This window comes from Desulfurivibrio alkaliphilus AHT 2, assembly GCF_000092205.1.
GTDB lineage: Bacteria > Desulfobacterota > Desulfobulbia > Desulfobulbales > Desulfurivibrionaceae > Desulfurivibrio > Desulfurivibrio alkaliphilus.
In genome coordinates this window covers 260,243-275,615 of the sequence record NC_014216.1, presented here as the reverse complement: position 1 = coordinate 275,615, position 15,373 = coordinate 260,243, and the positions used below count along the sequence as shown (strand labels likewise).

General features: G+C 61.4%; 13 protein-coding genes. 5 read left to right on the top strand and 8 right to left on the bottom strand.

From position 1 onward, the window contains the following. Positions 1 to 226 precede the first annotated feature (226 nt). Together DAAHT2_RS01230 and DAAHT2_RS01225 are read left to right on the top strand one after the other, a co-directional pair. Positions 227 to 538, top strand: a complete 312-nt coding sequence (locus DAAHT2_RS01230) for an STAS domain-containing protein (protein ID WP_013162480.1) — start codon at positions 227 to 229, stop codon at positions 536 to 538. 21 nt (positions 539 to 559) lie between these two features. After that, positions 560 to 2,515 carry a methyl-accepting chemotaxis protein gene (locus DAAHT2_RS01225; protein ID WP_013162479.1) on the top strand — a complete coding sequence of 652 codons (1,956 nt, stop codon included), beginning with the start codon at positions 560 to 562 and terminating at the stop codon, positions 2,513 to 2,515. A gap of 183 nt (positions 2,516 to 2,698) precedes the next feature. Here DAAHT2_RS01225 and DAAHT2_RS01220 read toward each other — a convergent pair whose 3' ends face one another. From DAAHT2_RS01220 to DAAHT2_RS01205, 4 genes are all read right to left on the bottom strand, one after another. Next, on the bottom strand, positions 2,699 to 3,127 hold the full coding sequence (locus tag DAAHT2_RS01220; RefSeq protein ID WP_013162478.1) for an FKBP-type peptidyl-prolyl cis-trans isomerase: 429 nt from the start codon (positions 3,125 to 3,127) through the stop codon (positions 2,699 to 2,701). 89 nt (positions 3,128 to 3,216) lie between these two features. Next, entirely contained in the window at positions 3,217 to 3,654 is a 438-nt protein-coding gene (locus DAAHT2_RS01215; RefSeq protein ID WP_013162477.1) for a response regulator, read from the bottom strand. A gap of 76 nt (positions 3,655 to 3,730) precedes the next feature. Beyond that, a complete protein-coding gene (locus DAAHT2_RS01210; RefSeq protein ID WP_013162476.1) occupies positions 3,731 to 5,338 on the bottom strand; it encodes a sensor histidine kinase in 1,608 nt (535 codons plus the stop codon). Further along, positions 5,338 to 6,840 carry a phospholipase D family protein gene (locus tag DAAHT2_RS01205; RefSeq protein WP_013162475.1) on the bottom strand — a complete coding sequence of 501 codons (1,503 nt, stop codon included), beginning with the start codon at positions 6,838 to 6,840 and terminating at the stop codon, positions 5,338 to 5,340. The genes DAAHT2_RS01210 and DAAHT2_RS01205 overlap by 1 nt, the downstream gene beginning before the upstream one ends. A gap of 169 nt (positions 6,841 to 7,009) precedes the next feature. Here DAAHT2_RS01205 and DAAHT2_RS01200 point away from each other — a divergent pair, with 169 nt between their 5' ends. The 3 genes from DAAHT2_RS01200 to DAAHT2_RS13635 all read left to right on the top strand — a co-directional run bounded on the left by DAAHT2_RS01200 (position 7,010) and on the right by DAAHT2_RS13635 (position 11,129). Then, on the top strand, positions 7,010 to 7,711 hold the full coding sequence (locus tag DAAHT2_RS01200) for a DUF6901 family protein (protein ID WP_013162474.1): 702 nt from the start codon (positions 7,010 to 7,012) through the stop codon (positions 7,709 to 7,711). Between the two features lie 24 nt (positions 7,712 to 7,735). Further along, positions 7,736 to 8,245: a hypothetical protein gene (locus DAAHT2_RS01195; protein ID WP_013162473.1), complete on the top strand. Its 510-nt coding sequence runs from the start codon at positions 7,736 to 7,738 to the stop codon at positions 8,243 to 8,245. Positions 8,246 to 8,594: 349 nt separating this feature from the next. Further along, a complete protein-coding gene (locus DAAHT2_RS13635) occupies positions 8,595 to 11,129 on the top strand; it encodes a hybrid sensor histidine kinase/response regulator (RefSeq protein WP_013162472.1) in 2,535 nt (844 codons plus the stop codon). Positions 11,130 to 11,181: 52 nt separating this feature from the next. Here the strand turns inward: DAAHT2_RS13635 and DAAHT2_RS13630 are convergent, their stop codons facing one another. From DAAHT2_RS13630 to DAAHT2_RS01170, 4 genes are all read right to left on the bottom strand, one after another. After that, the gene (locus DAAHT2_RS13630) at positions 11,182 to 12,741 is read right to left on the bottom strand and encodes a GGDEF domain-containing protein (RefSeq protein WP_013162471.1); all 1,560 of its coding nucleotides are present in this window, start codon (positions 12,739 to 12,741) and stop codon (positions 11,182 to 11,184) included. A gap of 89 nt (positions 12,742 to 12,830) precedes the next feature. After that, a complete protein-coding gene (gene hypE, locus DAAHT2_RS01180; RefSeq protein ID WP_013162470.1) occupies positions 12,831 to 13,949 on the bottom strand; it encodes a hydrogenase expression/formation protein HypE in 1,119 nt (372 codons plus the stop codon). Between the two features lie 18 nt (positions 13,950 to 13,967). Beyond that, positions 13,968 to 15,053, bottom strand: a complete 1,086-nt coding sequence (gene hypD, locus DAAHT2_RS01175; protein ID WP_041719138.1) for a hydrogenase formation protein HypD — start codon at positions 15,051 to 15,053, stop codon at positions 13,968 to 13,970. Between the two features lie 10 nt (positions 15,054 to 15,063). Beyond that, positions 15,064 to 15,363, bottom strand: coding sequence for a HypC/HybG/HupF family hydrogenase formation chaperone (locus DAAHT2_RS01170; protein ID WP_013162468.1), 300 nt, complete (start codon positions 15,361 to 15,363; stop codon positions 15,064 to 15,066). Between the last annotated feature and the right edge of the window lie 10 nt (positions 15,364 to 15,373).

Sequence of the window (15,373 nt, the reverse complement as noted above, 5' to 3'; positions counted from 1 at the left end):
ATTTTGCCCCTGCCGCCCCGGGAAAATTCACCAACCACCCCGGCACCGAAAAAAACTTTGCTAAAAGCAAAATATTCCTATACATTGCCCTTTTACAAGCATCAGGACTAACCTTTTGACATCGCAAAGAAATAGAGCATAAAGACTCGACGATCTCCGCAGCGCAACCCCTTTTAAAACGATGCCGCAGGCAGCCTCAAGTAAGTAAATCCAGGAGAAGGTCACCATGCAAATTGAAGCCAGCCAAAACGACAATAAAGTTCGCATCTCCCTGGAAGGTGTGGTTGACGAAAAAGGGGCGGAAGAGCTCAAGAAAACGATCAAGCAGCTGCCTTTAGCCAGTGTCCGGGAGGTGGAGATAGACTGCAGCCGGGTCAAGCATATCGGCAGTTCCGGGATCGGCAAGCTACTTTTGCTGTACAAACACCTGGCCAGTAACGGCGGCCAGTTGCGGGTGACCAATCTTACCGGCCCGCTTTTTGAGCTGTTTACAGAACTCAAGATGGACACATTGTTTACGATCACCCGCCAAGGGTGAGCCCCGCTAAGGAAGGACACCATGTTGACACGTCTGAACAGAACGATCGACCCACTGCTTGACCGATTTACCATCAAGCAGCAAATCAGCGCCGGCTTTATCCTGATGATCGGCATCCTGATGCTTAGCGGCCTGGCCAGCTACATCGGCGTCAACTTTATCATCCGGGACGCTAACGAAATGGCGGACAGCAACCGCCTGGACGCCGAACTGGCCCAGCGGGAAGTGGATCATTTGATGTGGGTCAACCAGCTAAACACCCTGTTCACCGACGATTCGGTCACCAGGCTGCAGGTTTCCACCGACGACCGGCAGTGCGCCTTGGGCCGCTGGCTGTACGGCGAAGGGCGGCAGCAGGCGGAAAAGCTGCTGCCCAGCCTGGCACCCCTGCTGCGGGAACTGGAACAGCCCCACTTCCGGCTGCACCAGTCGGCAGCCCGCATTGAAGCCCAGTTCCGCCCGGCCGATCAACATTTAACCAACTACCTGCGCAACATCAAAATTCGTCACTTGGAGTGGCTGCACTCCGTAAAAGACGCCCTGATGGACCCGGAAATCGGCACCGCCCGGGTTCAAACCGACCCCCGCCAGTGCGCCCTGGGCCGCTGGCTGTACTCGTCCGAGTTTCGCCAGCGCCGGCAACTGACCCCGGAACTGGCATCCTTCTGGCAAAAGGTGGAGGAACCGCACACCCAGCTGCACGAAAGCGTGGTCCGCATCAACGAGCTGCTGGCTGAAAACCGGCGCCAGGCGGCCATCGATTATTTCCACGAGTCAACCATGCCCGCCGGCGAGGCTACCCTGGCGGCCATCGACGACACCCTGGCCTGGCTGGATGAAAACCTGGCCGGCTACCAGGCGGCCCAAGCCACCTACACCCGGGAAACCCTGACGGCCCTGGCGGAGGTGCAGAGTATTCTGCACCGAATCCGGAAACACGTGGGCGACAACCTGGTCTCCGACGAAGGTTTGCTGCATACCGCCTGGGGCCTCAAAATCCGGGTCAGCCTGGTTATCCTGCTGGGGCTGGCCGTGGGACTGGGGATCACCTGGCCGCTGACCATCCGGCTTTCCCGCACCCTGGAGCGGGCGGCCCGGGAGGTTGAAGGCAGCTCCAGCCAGGTGGCCGTGGCTGCCCAAGAGATCGCCTCCAGCAGCCAGTCGCTGTCCGATACCGCTGCCAGCCAGGCCAGTTCGGTGGAAGAAACCTCCGCGGCGCTGGAGGAAATTGCCGCCCAGAGCGCCCAAATGGTGGAACTGACCGAGGGGTCTGAAAAACTGATGCGGGAAAACATCAAAAAGTCAGGCCAGTCCCTCAAAGCCCTGGCGGAACTGACCCAAAGCATGACCCAGATCGAAAAGGACAGTGGCCAGATCCGTTCCATCATCGCCACCATCGATTCCATCGCCTTCCAAACCAACCTGCTGGCCTTGAACGCGGCGGTGGAAGCGGCCCGGGCCGGCGAAGCCGGGGCCGGTTTTGCCGTGGTGGCCGACGAGGTTAAAAACCTGGCCATGAAAACCGCCCAGGAAGCCAACCAGATCCAGCAACTGCTGGACACCACCGTGGCCCGGATCACTTCCTGCGCCGGCTCCCTGAAGGAAATCAACCAGGATTTCGATGATATCGTCGAAACCGCCACCACCATCGGCGACAAGAACTCGGCCATTACCGAGGCCACCGAACAGCAGGCCAAGGGGGTACAGCAGATCACCGAGGCCACCCATGAAAGCTCCGACGCCACCCAGCGGATCGCCGCCGCCGCCGAGCAATCAGCAGCCGCTTCGGAAGAGCTCAGTGCTCAGTCGGAAGAGCTGAAGAAGGTGGTGGCTGAGTTGGAAAAAATGGTCTTCGGCAGCAGCCATGGGCAAACCGCCACCAGCCGCTCCCAGGCGGCAAGTGACGGCGACGATGACGACTGGCGCTGGGATGACGAGGAAACCGCGCAACGCCCGCGGCTTGAAGACAAATCATAGCCCCATGCCCCTCCGTTTAACCGGGGGCTAACAATGGCACAAGGGCAACAAATAAAACGGCCCCTGATGGTCGAAGCTGGACCATCAGGGGCCGTTGTTTGCTTTGCCGCTGCCGTTCACAACGGTTCAGCGGCAAGTTGTTGCCGGGTCGCCGTTACCGGCTGGCCGGCGACAAAACAGGTTTTAGGCGATCTCAACCAGTTCAATATCGAAGTTCAGATCTTCACCGGCCAAAGGGGGATTGGCATCAAGTTTGATCGAATCATCAGACACATCCACCACCTTAACCACCACATTCTCACCATTGGGGCCGCTCATCTGCAGGCGCTGGTCCAACTCCGGGTTCAGGTCCGGCGGCACCTGGCTGCGGGGCACATCGATGATCAGCTGATCCAGCCGGGGCCCATAAGCCTTGTCCATGGGAATGGTCACATTTTTGCTCTCCCCCACCGCCATGCCGCTGACCGCTTCTTCAAAGCCGGGGATCACTTCGCCGTTGCCGATGGTAAAGCCCAAGGGTTCACGCCCGTCGGAGGAATCAAAAACGGTGCCGTCGGTCAATCTCCCGGTATAGTGGATCTTGACACTGTCGCCTGATTTAGCCTGAGTCATAACTGCTTCTCCTTTCTTTTAGGGTTCATGGTGCCGAACAGGTCGGCAACCTGATTTTAACCCCTACTATAACATATAAACCGCAAGAATCACACCCCCCCGGGCAAGGTCGGTCGGGTTGGCGACCGGCGCCGGATCAACCGGGCCAGTGCCTCTTCAATATCTTCCGTGGCGATGGGTTTTTCAATAAACTCGTGGACCCCCAGGCGGAAGGCCTCGGCCAGCACCTCTTCGTTCATGTAAGCGGTCAACAGGATCTTCTGCGCTTCCGGCTGCATCTCCTGCAGGATGCGCAAAAACTCCAGACCACTCATCCCCGGCAGGCGAAAATCGGTGATCACCACATCGAATTCCCGCACCCGGACCAGTTGCAGACCATCTTCGGCACTGGCCTGCACTTCCAGGCGGCAACCTTCGTTGGCAAAAAAGAGCGCCAGGGAATCACGGATCAACTCGTCATCTTCCACCAGCAGCAGTTTGAGGTGGCGCAGGACGGCAAAAAGGTCGTCTCGGTTTTGGGCCAGCATCGCGGGTCTCCTTTGCAACGATCATCGCACATTTACCTCCCCTCTGTCATTTTTTTTCATCATCCTCCCATGCAGATTATTTCCCAGGCAAACTGTTACCCCTCTCCCGGCCGGCGGCGGGCAGAAAAATCCGGAAACAGGCGCCGCCCAGCGTGCCGACGCAGGGTTCGATGGTGCCGCCGTGGTCATTGATAATCCGCTGGCTGATGTTCAGGCCGATCCCGGTACCTTCGGGCTTGGTGGTAAAAAAGGGGTCCATGATCTCCCCCTGTACCTCCGGCGCCAGGCCAGGGCCGCTGTCGTCCACCAGCAATTCCACCCCATCGGCCAGGGCCCGGGTGGCAATTTTAAGGCGGCGAGGAGCTTCCCGCGGCATCGCCTCCATGGCTTCCGCGCTGTTGGTCAACAGGTTGAGTACCACCTGTTCCAGTTGGCCGGGGTCAACACGACAGAGAGGCAACGCCGGCGCCAGGTCAACCTCCAGATTGATCTGGTATTTACTTAAAAAAACTCCGGCCAACTCCAGCGCCTCGGCCACCGGTTCATTGAGTGAAACGGAGCGGGGGTGAAGCTGCCCGGGCTTGGAGAAATCCATCACCCGTTTGACAACCGCCTCGATCTTGGCGGAAGCGGTGGCCAGCCGGCGAAAGATATCTTCCACCTGGTCTCGGTGTTGCGGCGAATGGTAAATTTGTCGCAGAGTGGTCAGGGAAATATTAATTCCCGAGAGCGGATTACGAATCTCATGGGCAATGCCGGCAGCCACCCGGCCCAGAGAGGACATCCGGTCTTGCTGGCGCAGCAGCCGCTCCAGCTCTTTGATCCGGGTAATCTCCATCATGCTGATCAGAATGGTCTTGCGCCCCTGGAAATCCATGGGCCTGGCCCGGCAATAAACCCAGGCCAGGCCGGCTTCATCGCGGCGCCCCCCGGTATAGAGGCGGAAGTCCAGGTCCACTTGGGGCGAAAGGCCGTTGCTGATCTTACGGTAACTTTCCCGAACCTTGTCCCGGTCTTCGGGGTGGACCGCGGTGAAGTCCTCCAGGTTGAAGGAACTGGGCAGCCGTCCTAGCAGGCGCTGCTGCTCCGGGTTTTGAAAGACAATCTCTCCATTCTGGATCAGCATGATTCCCACCAGGGAGTTTTCCACCAGTTCCCGGAAGTTCTGCTCGCTGCAACGCAGGGCTTCCTCGGCCCGTTTGCGCTCGGTGATATTGATGGCAATCTCCATCCGCACCAGACGACCGTCAAACCAGTGAATGGCCCGGCCGATGGCCAGGTACCAGGCGTTGCTCCAGGGATTTCGAAACTCGCGCACCACCGGCGGGGCGGGGCGACCGTTATCATCCAGGAGAATCCGGTTGGTGCAAAAAAGACAAGGACCGCCGAGGTTGGCGCCGGCCTGCTCAAAACATTTGCTCCCCACCACCGTAGCATCGAAGCTGCCCCGGTCGCGGCCGGTGAGGGCCAGAATTTCGTGGGTCTCCATATCCGCCACATAAACCCCGCCGTTGATGGCCCGGAACACCGCAAACACTTCATCAAGCTGGCGCCGCAAGGCCGCCTCCGTGCGCTGTTGCTGCTCCCGGCACAACCGCCGATGCCGGCGGTGAAAATACCAGCCGGCGCCGCCGCCCCCTAAACCGGCGCCCAACAGCGTGGCCAGCAGAATGGCGGCGGTCATCAGAAGGTCCCCATGCCGCTGAACTCCTGCCAGGCGGCCCAGGCCGCCTTTAAGGGCCGCTTTTCGGCATATTGCTCATAGTCCACCAGATATTCTCCCTCCTGGTTATGCCACAGGCGCTTGAAGAAATGGCGCACCTCGACGGCGATCGGGGCGGTGGCGGCAGCCCGGATTTCCAGGCAGCTCTCCAGGTTGTAGCCGGTCAGGTTGCGGCGGGTCAGGTTGGCCGAACCGCCGATAATCGTAACCCGGCCGGTTGAGGCCTCCTCAGCCCCGGCGGGCGAGGATTCGATCAGGGCCAGCTTGGCGTGGAACTGTTCCCCCCTGGTGTTATACCAGCGGATCGCCAACCGGTCGCCGCCCCGGGCCTTCAACCAGGCGGCCGAACTGCGGTTGGGAATCCCGCGTTTGTCGTGGCCAAAGGCATCGCGGCTGGGGTCCAGCAGCAGCCGAACCGTTACCCCGCGCCGGGCGGCGCCGGCCAGGGCGGCCATGACCCGCCGGTCCGACAGATAAAACTGGGCCACCCAGATCCGATCCCCCGGCCGGGTGGCGTCCAGCGCCGCCAGCAGCGCCTGGCCAATGGCACTTTCGGTGAGCAGCCGCGCCAGCGGAACAGAGCCCGAAAATTCTCCCGCCTCCGAAACAGTCGACACTTCGCCCTCAAGGGAGTCCGAAGGCCGTGGCGAGACCTCGGGCAAGATACCGGGAGGCAGGGCAAAATCATGGCCGGAAAAGCGGGCGGTGGCCGCTTCGCATGCCGCCAGATCGGCAATGATCCCGCCCCGCAGCTGAAAGGCGATGTTACTGTGCCGGGCGGAGGCATCATGAACATTGGCGGAACTTACCAGCGCCGTTTGCTCGGTGATCAGCAGTTTGCGATGATTGGCCTTGAAGTTGAACAGTCGCAGATAAGAGGCCAGTTTCATCCCCGGCCCATCGGCGGCGAAAATGTTGGGCAAACGCCCCCGGCCGGCGGGCTTCCACCATTGCAGAAGGGTCCGCCAGAGCCCCGAATAGAGCGGGTTGGAATCGGGCAGGCGGGCAAGATCAACCGGCACCGTTGCCACCCCGGCGGCGGTCAGCCGCTCCAGGTGCGGCTCCGAATAAGAGCCGTAACCGGTGTTGATCTCATCATAGAGGAACAGCACCGTCAGATCGGGTTGTTGCCGCCGGGCGCTGATCAGCGCCTCGGTCAGGCAAGCCACCGGTGATTGCAGTCCCTGGCCCAAAACCTTATGCCCGCCAAGATCGTTAAAAAGAAACAAATCCAGGATCACAAAGCGGCGGGCCCGGGCGATGGCCGCCAGCATGGCCGGTAAAATTCTCTGCTCAAGAACCGGTCGGCCGTCACGCTCGTAGCTAAGGTCGCAGAAAAACTCCACTTGCGACACCTGCCGCCAGGGGCCGGTCACGGCAAACCCCGAGGCAGGGCGACGGCTGTAACCGTAAAGCATCCCCCCCGCCCAGAGGGCCAGCAAACCAAGCAACAGTATCCTCATCCTTTCCCCCTGGTTACTTATCTGACTTACCGCGCACGGGGTGCCCCGGCCTAAATCATCTTCCCGGGCGCAAGCGCTACTTTACAGCTTGTTGCAACCCTCCGCCGATGTCAAGGGCCAGGGTGACCGGGGCAAGAAAAGTGGACTTACCCCACCGTTGTCCTTTATAATGCAAACCATGACCGCCGAGCCGCTTTTCCGGATAACCTACCACTTCCACTTGAGTGCAACGGAAGTGGTAACCTTCAACCTGGCTTTCGACAACGCCATCCGGCTGGTCGACGAGCAGCGGTACCCCCCCCCGGACTGGGCCAGGCTGGAGCAGCACCAGTGTCCCAACTGTTCCCTGAACTCCGCCCAGGCCCCCCACTGCCCTGCCGCCTTGAACCTGGCACCGCTGGTGACCAGCTTTGAACACCTGCTCTCCCACGACGAAGTTTTACTGGAGGTCATTACCCAGGAGCGGAAAATCAGCCAGGCAACCACCATCCAGCGGGCCGTTTCCTCGCTGATGGGGCTGCTGATGGCGGCCAGCGACTGCCCTTTGACCACTTTTTTTAAGCCCATGGCCAGATTTCACCTGCCTCTGGCCAGCGAGGAGGAGACCATCTACCGGGCCGCCGCCACCTATATGCTGACCCAATATTTCCGCAACCGGCGAGGCCTGGTGCCGGATTTTGCCCTGGAAGGCCTTAACGAAATTTATCGCCATATCCAGGAGGTTAACAGCGCCATGGCCCAACGCCTGCGCGGCAGCAGCAAGAGCGATTCGTCGGTCAACGCCATCATCCTGCTGGATATGTACGCCAAGGCCATGCCGTATGCCATCAAGCAGGCCCTGGAAGAACTGGCCTATCTGTTTACCGATTAGCATCATTACTGACGGAGAAAAGCGATGAAACTAGTTGCCGCCACCTTGTTGCTGCTGGCCCTTACCGCCGTGGGAAACCAGTCCTGTGCCACGGCAACCGGCTTGAGTACCATCCAGGTTGATCAGCCCCCGGCGGCAGGGACTTACCACCTGCTGCTGCACGGCTGCAACTACACCAACGATCCTCATACCATCGCCTTTTTCTGGCCCACCGAGCAACCCTACACCTTCAAGCCCTACTCCCCCGCCTTCCAGTTTCGCCTCCTGGAAGGCCTGCCCATGGCGGATGCCCTGGCCCAGGCGCACGATTTCGTCAATTGCAGCCCGCACTTCGACACCGCCCGCCTGCGCGCCGTTACCAAACAGCCCGACGGGATCATCGGCTACGAGCTGCGCCCCCTCTATGTCCAACCCTCTCCCCTGCTGCGGCGTGATGTGCTCCAGGTTTACTATCGACTGTTAGGAGCGCAAGAGGTCCGTATCAACATCATTCCCTTCACCCCCCTGGACGACGACCGCAACGATATTGATTGAATTCGAGGCGGCCAACTGCTAAGATCGAGGACGTTGCGCAAAATAGCTATTTGTTCCGGCCAGATGCGTCCGATTCAGTATTTGTTGTCAATAATATTATACTGAAATCATTAACAAACGCCCGCCCCTGGCTGTCACCCGGTGGTAAACAGCCAGGAAGCCGAAGGCGCACTCTGCCGCCTGACCAGGTAACCCTTCACCGGGGGTACTACCCTTTCGGTTTAACGGGCCGTCATCGTTCAGCAGCACCGCAGGCAGGTTCGGGCAAGCAGCCTGGCCCGTGGATGTAAGTCTGGCGGATCGCCCGAAGATGCGGTGCCGCGGAACGATTACCTGACAAGAGATGGTGATGGACAACCGACAACCCCGCCCCAAAATTCTGCAGGCCCTCGCCCTGTCGGGCCTGGCAGCCCTGCTGGGGTTGTTTTTATGGTGGTTTCACCACCGCGAGGCGGCCACTGAACTGGCGGCGGCCCACCAGGCCATGGCCGCCACCAACAGTTTGAAAACCGGCCAGATTGAACAGTGGCGCCAGGAACGCCTGGCCGACGCCGCCCGCATGAGCCGGGGGCTGTTCGCCGAGGCCACCGCCGCCGCCTGGCTGCAGACCCCGGAAGATCAACAAGCCGTCATGGCGGTCAAACATCGTTTGCAGCTACAAAAAGCCCAGGGGTATGCCGACGTTTTGCTGGTCAATGCCGCCGGCGATATCCTGCTGAGCGCCACCGGGCAAGAAGAGACGCTGCCGGAAGCCAGCCGCCGGAGCATCACCGCCGCCCTGACCACCGGGCAGGTCACCCTCTCTCCCTTTTTCCGCGCTGACGACCGGGAAGTTTATCTTGATACCGTCGCAGCGGTGCCGGCGGCGGTCGATCCGGTGCTGCTGGTACTGCGCACCCCGGCCCGGGATTTTTTTGAGCCGCTGCTCCAGTTCTGGCCGGAAACCGGTATCGACTTCCGTACTTTCATCATTTACCCTTACGATCAGGAACTGCACACCCTCTGCGACTGCACCATCAACCCGGACAAACTGGCAAAGCGGGATCTTGAGGCCATCGGCGTAGCCCCGGCGGCGCTAACCGAACTGTACGAACGGCAAGGCAAATTTGCCGGTAACTATCGCGATGGCACCCCCATGCTGGCCGACCTGCGCCTGGTGCCCGATACCGATTGGTTGCTGGTGACCAGCAGACCCACCAGCGAAATCCTCAGCGAAACCTACTACCGCACCGGCCTGCTGGGCCTGGTTATTGTACTCGGCCTGCTTTTCACCGCTTTGTTACAGCACCGGCGCCAGGCCGATTTCTTCCGCCGCCTTTACCACAGCGAGCGCACCCGGCGGGAAGCGGAGCAGGAGTTTCGCACCACCCTGTACAGCATCGGGGATGCGGTAATCACCACCGACAACGAGGGACGGGTGCGGGCCATGAACCGGGTGGCCGAACAGCTTACCGGCTGGCTGGAAGACGAAGCCCGGGGGCAAGAACTGCCAAAGGTCTTTCGGATCATCAACCAGGACAGCCGGGTCACGGTGGCCAACCCGGTGGCAAAGGTGCTGCATGAGGGCAAGGTGGTGGGCCTGGCCAACCACACCCTGCTGATCTCGCGGGATGGCAGCGAACGGCCCATTGCCGACAGCGGCGCCCCGATCAGGGACGACGAGGGCAACATCAGCGGGGTGGTCCTGGTATTCAGCGACCAGACCGAAGCGCATGCCACCCGGGAGGCTCTGCATAAATCGCAGCGGCTGGAATCAATGGGCCTGCTGGCCGGCGGCGTGGCCCATGATTTCAACAACAAGCTGGCGGTAATCATCGGCTATGCCCAGGTACTCCAACTGCGGCTCCCCCCCGAAGACCCCCTGCAAGGGGAGGTCGGCGAAATTATCACCGCCGGCCGGCGCAGCGCCGACCTGGTCCGGCAACTGTTGGCCTTTGCCCGCAAGCAAACTATTAATCCCAAGCTGCTTAACATCAACGAAGAAATCGAGGGCACCATAAAAATGCTGGGCCGGCTGATCGGCCAGCATATCACCCTGACCTGGCAGCCCGGCGAAGAACTATGGCCGATGTATCTGGACCCCGGCCAACTGGACCAGATTTTGGCCAACCTGGCGGTCAACGCCCGTGATGCCATCGGCAACGAAAGACCGGGGGAAATCGTGATTGCCACCAAACGGGTGGCAATCAACGAGGAGTTCTGCCGTTTTTGCCCCGATGCCAGCCCCGGTCAATATGTCCGCCTGGAGGTCCGCGACAACGGTTGCGGCATGGACGACGATACTTTGGGCCGTATTTTCGACCCGTTTTACACCACCAAGGAGATTGGCAAAGGCACCGGCCTGGGGCTGGCCACCATTTACGGGATCGTGCGACAGAACAAAGGGTTCATGGAGGTCTTCAGCAGCCCCGGCCATGGCACCACCTTCCGGATCTACCTGCCCCGTTTCCACGGGCCTGCCCCGGAAAACGCGGTTACGGCCGGAGCGGCCGCCGAATTGCTCAAGGCCGTCGGGCAGGAAACCATCCTGCTGGTGGAAGATGAGGTCTCTCTGTTGAACCTGATCCACAACCTGTTGACCATGCTGGGTTACCATGTGCTGCCCGTCGCCGACCCGCGCCAGGCCCTGCGACTGGCCGACGATCAGCCGGGAGAGATTCACCTGCTGCTGACCGACCTGGCCATGCCGGGCCTGAGCGGCCTGGAACTGGCCCGCCGACTGCAGGCAAAGCGGCCGCAACTGAAGATCCTTTTCATCTCCGGTCACCCCTTGGAGTCTTTTGCTGAGTTGCAGGAGCAGGGAGAAGAGATCAATTTCCTCCAGAAACCCTTCAGCAGGGAAGAACTGGCCACCAAGGTCAGACAGGTGCTGGGCAGATCGTAAAAAACTGGGGGGCGCCCCCTGTTATCGCTTACCCTTTGCTCCACGTGGTCAGTTATGGCAAATCAGCCGGCTTAGCTGCAGCCGCCCAGTTGACCACCCGGTTGCGCCCCTGCCGCTTGGCCTGATAGAGGGCCTTATCCACCCGGCGTAACAAGGCGCTTTCCTCCTGCTCGCCATCATGGAAGGCGGCCACCCCGAAACTGGCGGTCACCCGGCCGACCCGGGGAAAATCGTGCTCTTCAATGGCCTGCCGGAGCTTTTCCGCCAGGGCCATCGCCGCCTCGGCGGTGGTGGCCGGCAACAGCACCAAAAACTCCTCACCGCCCCAACGGGCCGGGGTGTCGGTACGGCGCACCGTGGCCTGCAACAGTTGCGCCATCTCCTTGAGCACCAAATCCCCGGTTTCATGCCCGTAGGTATCATTAACCCGCTTAAAATGATCGATGTCGAAGATTAACAGGGAGAGAGGCTTGGGGATACGGCGGTAGCGGATCAGTTCCTGGTCCAGCAACTCCTTGAAGCGGCGGCGGTTGTTCAGGCCGGTCAGTTGATCAGTCCCGGCCAGTTGGTCCTTCTCTCGCAGCAGACGCTCGACCACCTCCAGCAACTTGTTGAAATGACGGGCAATAATTCCTATTTCATGGCCGGCGGCCACCGGTAGCCGGCGGCCGAAATCTTCCTCTGCACCGATTTGCCCGATTTCCGCCAGCAGATGGTCCAGGGAGCGGATCATGCCGTGGAGGGTATAAATGACCAGCACCAGGATGCCGCCACCGATGAGCAGGCCTCCCTGGGAGAAAATGAGCAGGCGCCGGCGAAGATTATCCAGTTGCTGCTCCCCTTCGTGGAGCAGCAGGGTCAGGGAGTGATCTTCCAACTCTTTCAAGTCATCGATCACCTCCGTGGCCAGGGCAAACCACTGCCCGGATGAGATCGTCAGCTCCGTAAACCCTGCCATGGTGGAAGCCTGCATAGCTTTGAGCACTTCCTCCGCCGCCGGGGTGTCCAGCACCTGCTGCAACCGTCCCGCCAGATCGGCAGCGGCGGCAAGTTGAAAAAGCCGCCGGTATTCACCAAACAGGGCCTGCAGGCGGGCCGCTTCCACCATCTTTTCCCGGCCTTCGCCCGCCAGGCGCAAGCCGTGGTTAACCGTGGCCCGAATCCGCCCCAGGTATTCCTTGGCAAACATCAAGTGGCTGTGGGTCACCAGATCATCCTTGAGCTCGGCCAACCCCAGCCGCCGCCCCTGACTCTGAACCTGATCCAGCAAACCTTGCACCAACCAGGAATAGTGGCGGTAGTCGGCAGGGTAAGCCCCCTCTCCGGAGATGACCCGCTGCCGCAAGAGGCTCAACTCCTGCTGCAACCGCTGCGCCTGGGCACCATCGGCCCGGCCCAAGGCGGCAAGCTTTCGGTCGGTTTCGGCCTGCTGCGCCAGCAGAGCATCGCGGTAATCGGCCTCGGGGTAGGCAAGAAAGCCGGTGCTAAGGCCCCTTTCTTTCTGCAGTTCATGCACCAGGGCTGAAAGTTCGCTGATCAGGGCCAGTTCTTCCACCACCACCTGCTGCTGGCGATAGCGCGAGAATTCGCTGGTCATCAGGCCCAGCAGCAAAAAAACAGACCTCCCACCGCCAGGATACCGATCAGGGTTATGCGGCTTTTGATGGTCATCGCTTCACAGCCTTTGTAATACCGGTTGATTCAGCAGATTCTCGGCAGCAGTTCTCCACTGGGCAGATCGATGATCCGATGGGGCCCCAGCGCGGTGCGCAGCGCCACCAGGCCGGGGTTTTCCGCCACCACCTCACCGATGATCGCCGCCTGCCGCCCCAGCGGGTGCTCCCGCATGGCCTGCAGCACCGCCCCGGCGCTCTCCGGCGCCACCACCGCCAGCAGCTTGCCCTCGTTGGCCACAAACAGCGGATCGATCCCCAGAATTTCGCAGGCCCCGCGCACCGGCCCGGCCACCGGCAGGGTTTCTTCGGCAATTACCACCCCGACCCGGGAAGCCCTGGCCATTTCCGTTAATACCGCCGCCACCCCACCCCGGGTGGGATCCCGCATGGCCCGCAGGGCCTGACCGGCCTCTGGCTCATTGGCCTTTTGGGCCGGGGCGGCCGGCGGCATGCCGGCAGCCGCCATGATCGCCGCGGTGAGTTGATGCAGGGCGGCGGTGTCGCTGGTTAAAGGCTCGGCAAAGCTCAAGCCCTGGCGGCAACTCATAATGGCCATGCCGTGGTCGGCCATGGTGCCGGAGATGATGATCTTATCCCCGGGCTGCAGGTTGGCGGCGGAAAGCGCAAGGCCGGCCGGCACCGCCCCGATGCCGCTGGTATTGATGAAAATTTTGTCACAACTCCCCCGCCCCACCACCTTGGTGTCGCCGGTCACCACCCGCACCCCGGCGGCCTTGGCGGCGGCACCCAGATCGGCAATGACCCGGCGCAAAATCGCCAGCTCCAGCCCCTCTTCGACAATCAGGGCCACCGACAGATAAAGGGGCCGGGCGCCGCCCATGGCCAGGTCGTTGATGGTGCCGTTAATCGCCAACTCACCGATGCTGCCGCCGGGAAAAAAAAGCGGGTCCACCACAAAAGAGTCGGTGGTGAAGGCCAGGCGCTCACCGGCGCCCAGCGGTGACTCCAGCACCGCCTGGTCTTCCAACCGGGAGAGCACCGGATCGGCAAAGGCCGGCACCAGGGTCTGCTCAATCAACTCCGCCGCCAGCCGGCTGCCGCCACCGTGGGCCAGCTGCACCGTCGCCCCATCCGCCGCCGGCAGCGGGCAACCAAAGTTTTCCGGTTTAATTTGCCAAGACATCAATCACTCCAAAACTCTTTATTGCCGGTTGGCATGGCGGTAGGCGGCACAGGCGCCTTCGCTGGAAACCATGGTGGCCCCCAGGGGGTGCTCGGGGGTGCACTCCTTGCCGAAAGCCGGGCACTGGGGCGGCTTGCTCTCTCCCCGCAGAATCGCCCCGCTGATACACTGCGGTGATTCCATCTCCCCGGTCTCCTCCAGGGCGAACTTGCATTGGGCATCAAAGGCGGCAAATTCCGGCCGCAAGCGCAAACCGCTGGCGGGAATTTCCCCCAGGCCTCGCCAGGTGCGGTGGCAAACCTGAAAAACCTGCTCCACCGCCAGCCGGGCCGCCGGGTTACCTTCCGGGCGCACCGAACGGCGGTATTCGTTTTCCACCTGGGCCCGCCCCTCTTCCAGCTGGCGCACCAGCAGCAAAATGGCGGCCAGGATATCAACCGGCTCAAAACCGGCGGGCACCATGGGCACCTGATGGGCGGCGGCCATGGCCTCGTAGTCCTGCAACCCTTCCACGGTGCAGACATGCCCCGGAGCCAGGAAGGCCTGGATGCGGTTGTCCGGGGCCGCCAGCAAAGCACCGATGGCCGGCGGCACCAGGACATGGCTTACCAGCAGGCTGAAGTTGGTCAACCCCAGGCGGGCGGCCTGCTGCACCGCCAGGGCGTTGCCCGGGGCGGTGGTTTCAAAACCCACGGCAAAAAAGACCACCTCTTGCGCCGGGTTTTGCACCGCCAGGTTAACCGCCTCCAGCGGCGAATAAACGGTACGTATATCACCACCCCTGGCCCGAATCCGGGCCAGGCTCTCGCGGCTGCCCGGCACCCGCAGCATATCGCCGAAGCTGGTAAAGATCACCTCGGGCCGCCGGGCCAGCGCCAGGGCCTGGTCAATCAGGGCCACCGGGGTAACACAGACCGGGCAGCCGGGGCCATGCACCAGTTCAAGCTGCCGGGGCAGCAGCAGGTCGATACCGTGGCGGATAATGGCATGGGTGTGGCCGCCGCAGATCTCCATGATCACCCAGGGCCGGGTGGTCACCGCCGCAATCTCCGCCAGTAACTTCCGGGCCAGGGCCGGATCGCGGTATTCATCCAGGTGTTTCAGCATGCCCCGCTCACTCCTGTTCATCGGCATCGGCATCGGCATCGGCCAGCGGGCGACCGAAGAGATCCACTCCCTCCCGGGCCGCTGCCGCCTGCAACTCACGCCAGGCGGCAAAACTTTTGGCCGCCTCTTCCTCATCCAGGATGGACAGGGCAAAACCGGCATGGACCACGGTATAATCCCCAAGGCGGATCTCCGGCACATACTCCAGGCAGGCCCGGCTGATCGCCCCGGCATAGTCGATATGCCCCATCTTCAAACCGTTTTCCTCGAAGATCTCCACCACTTTTCCCGGTACCGCCAAACACATGCGCTCACTC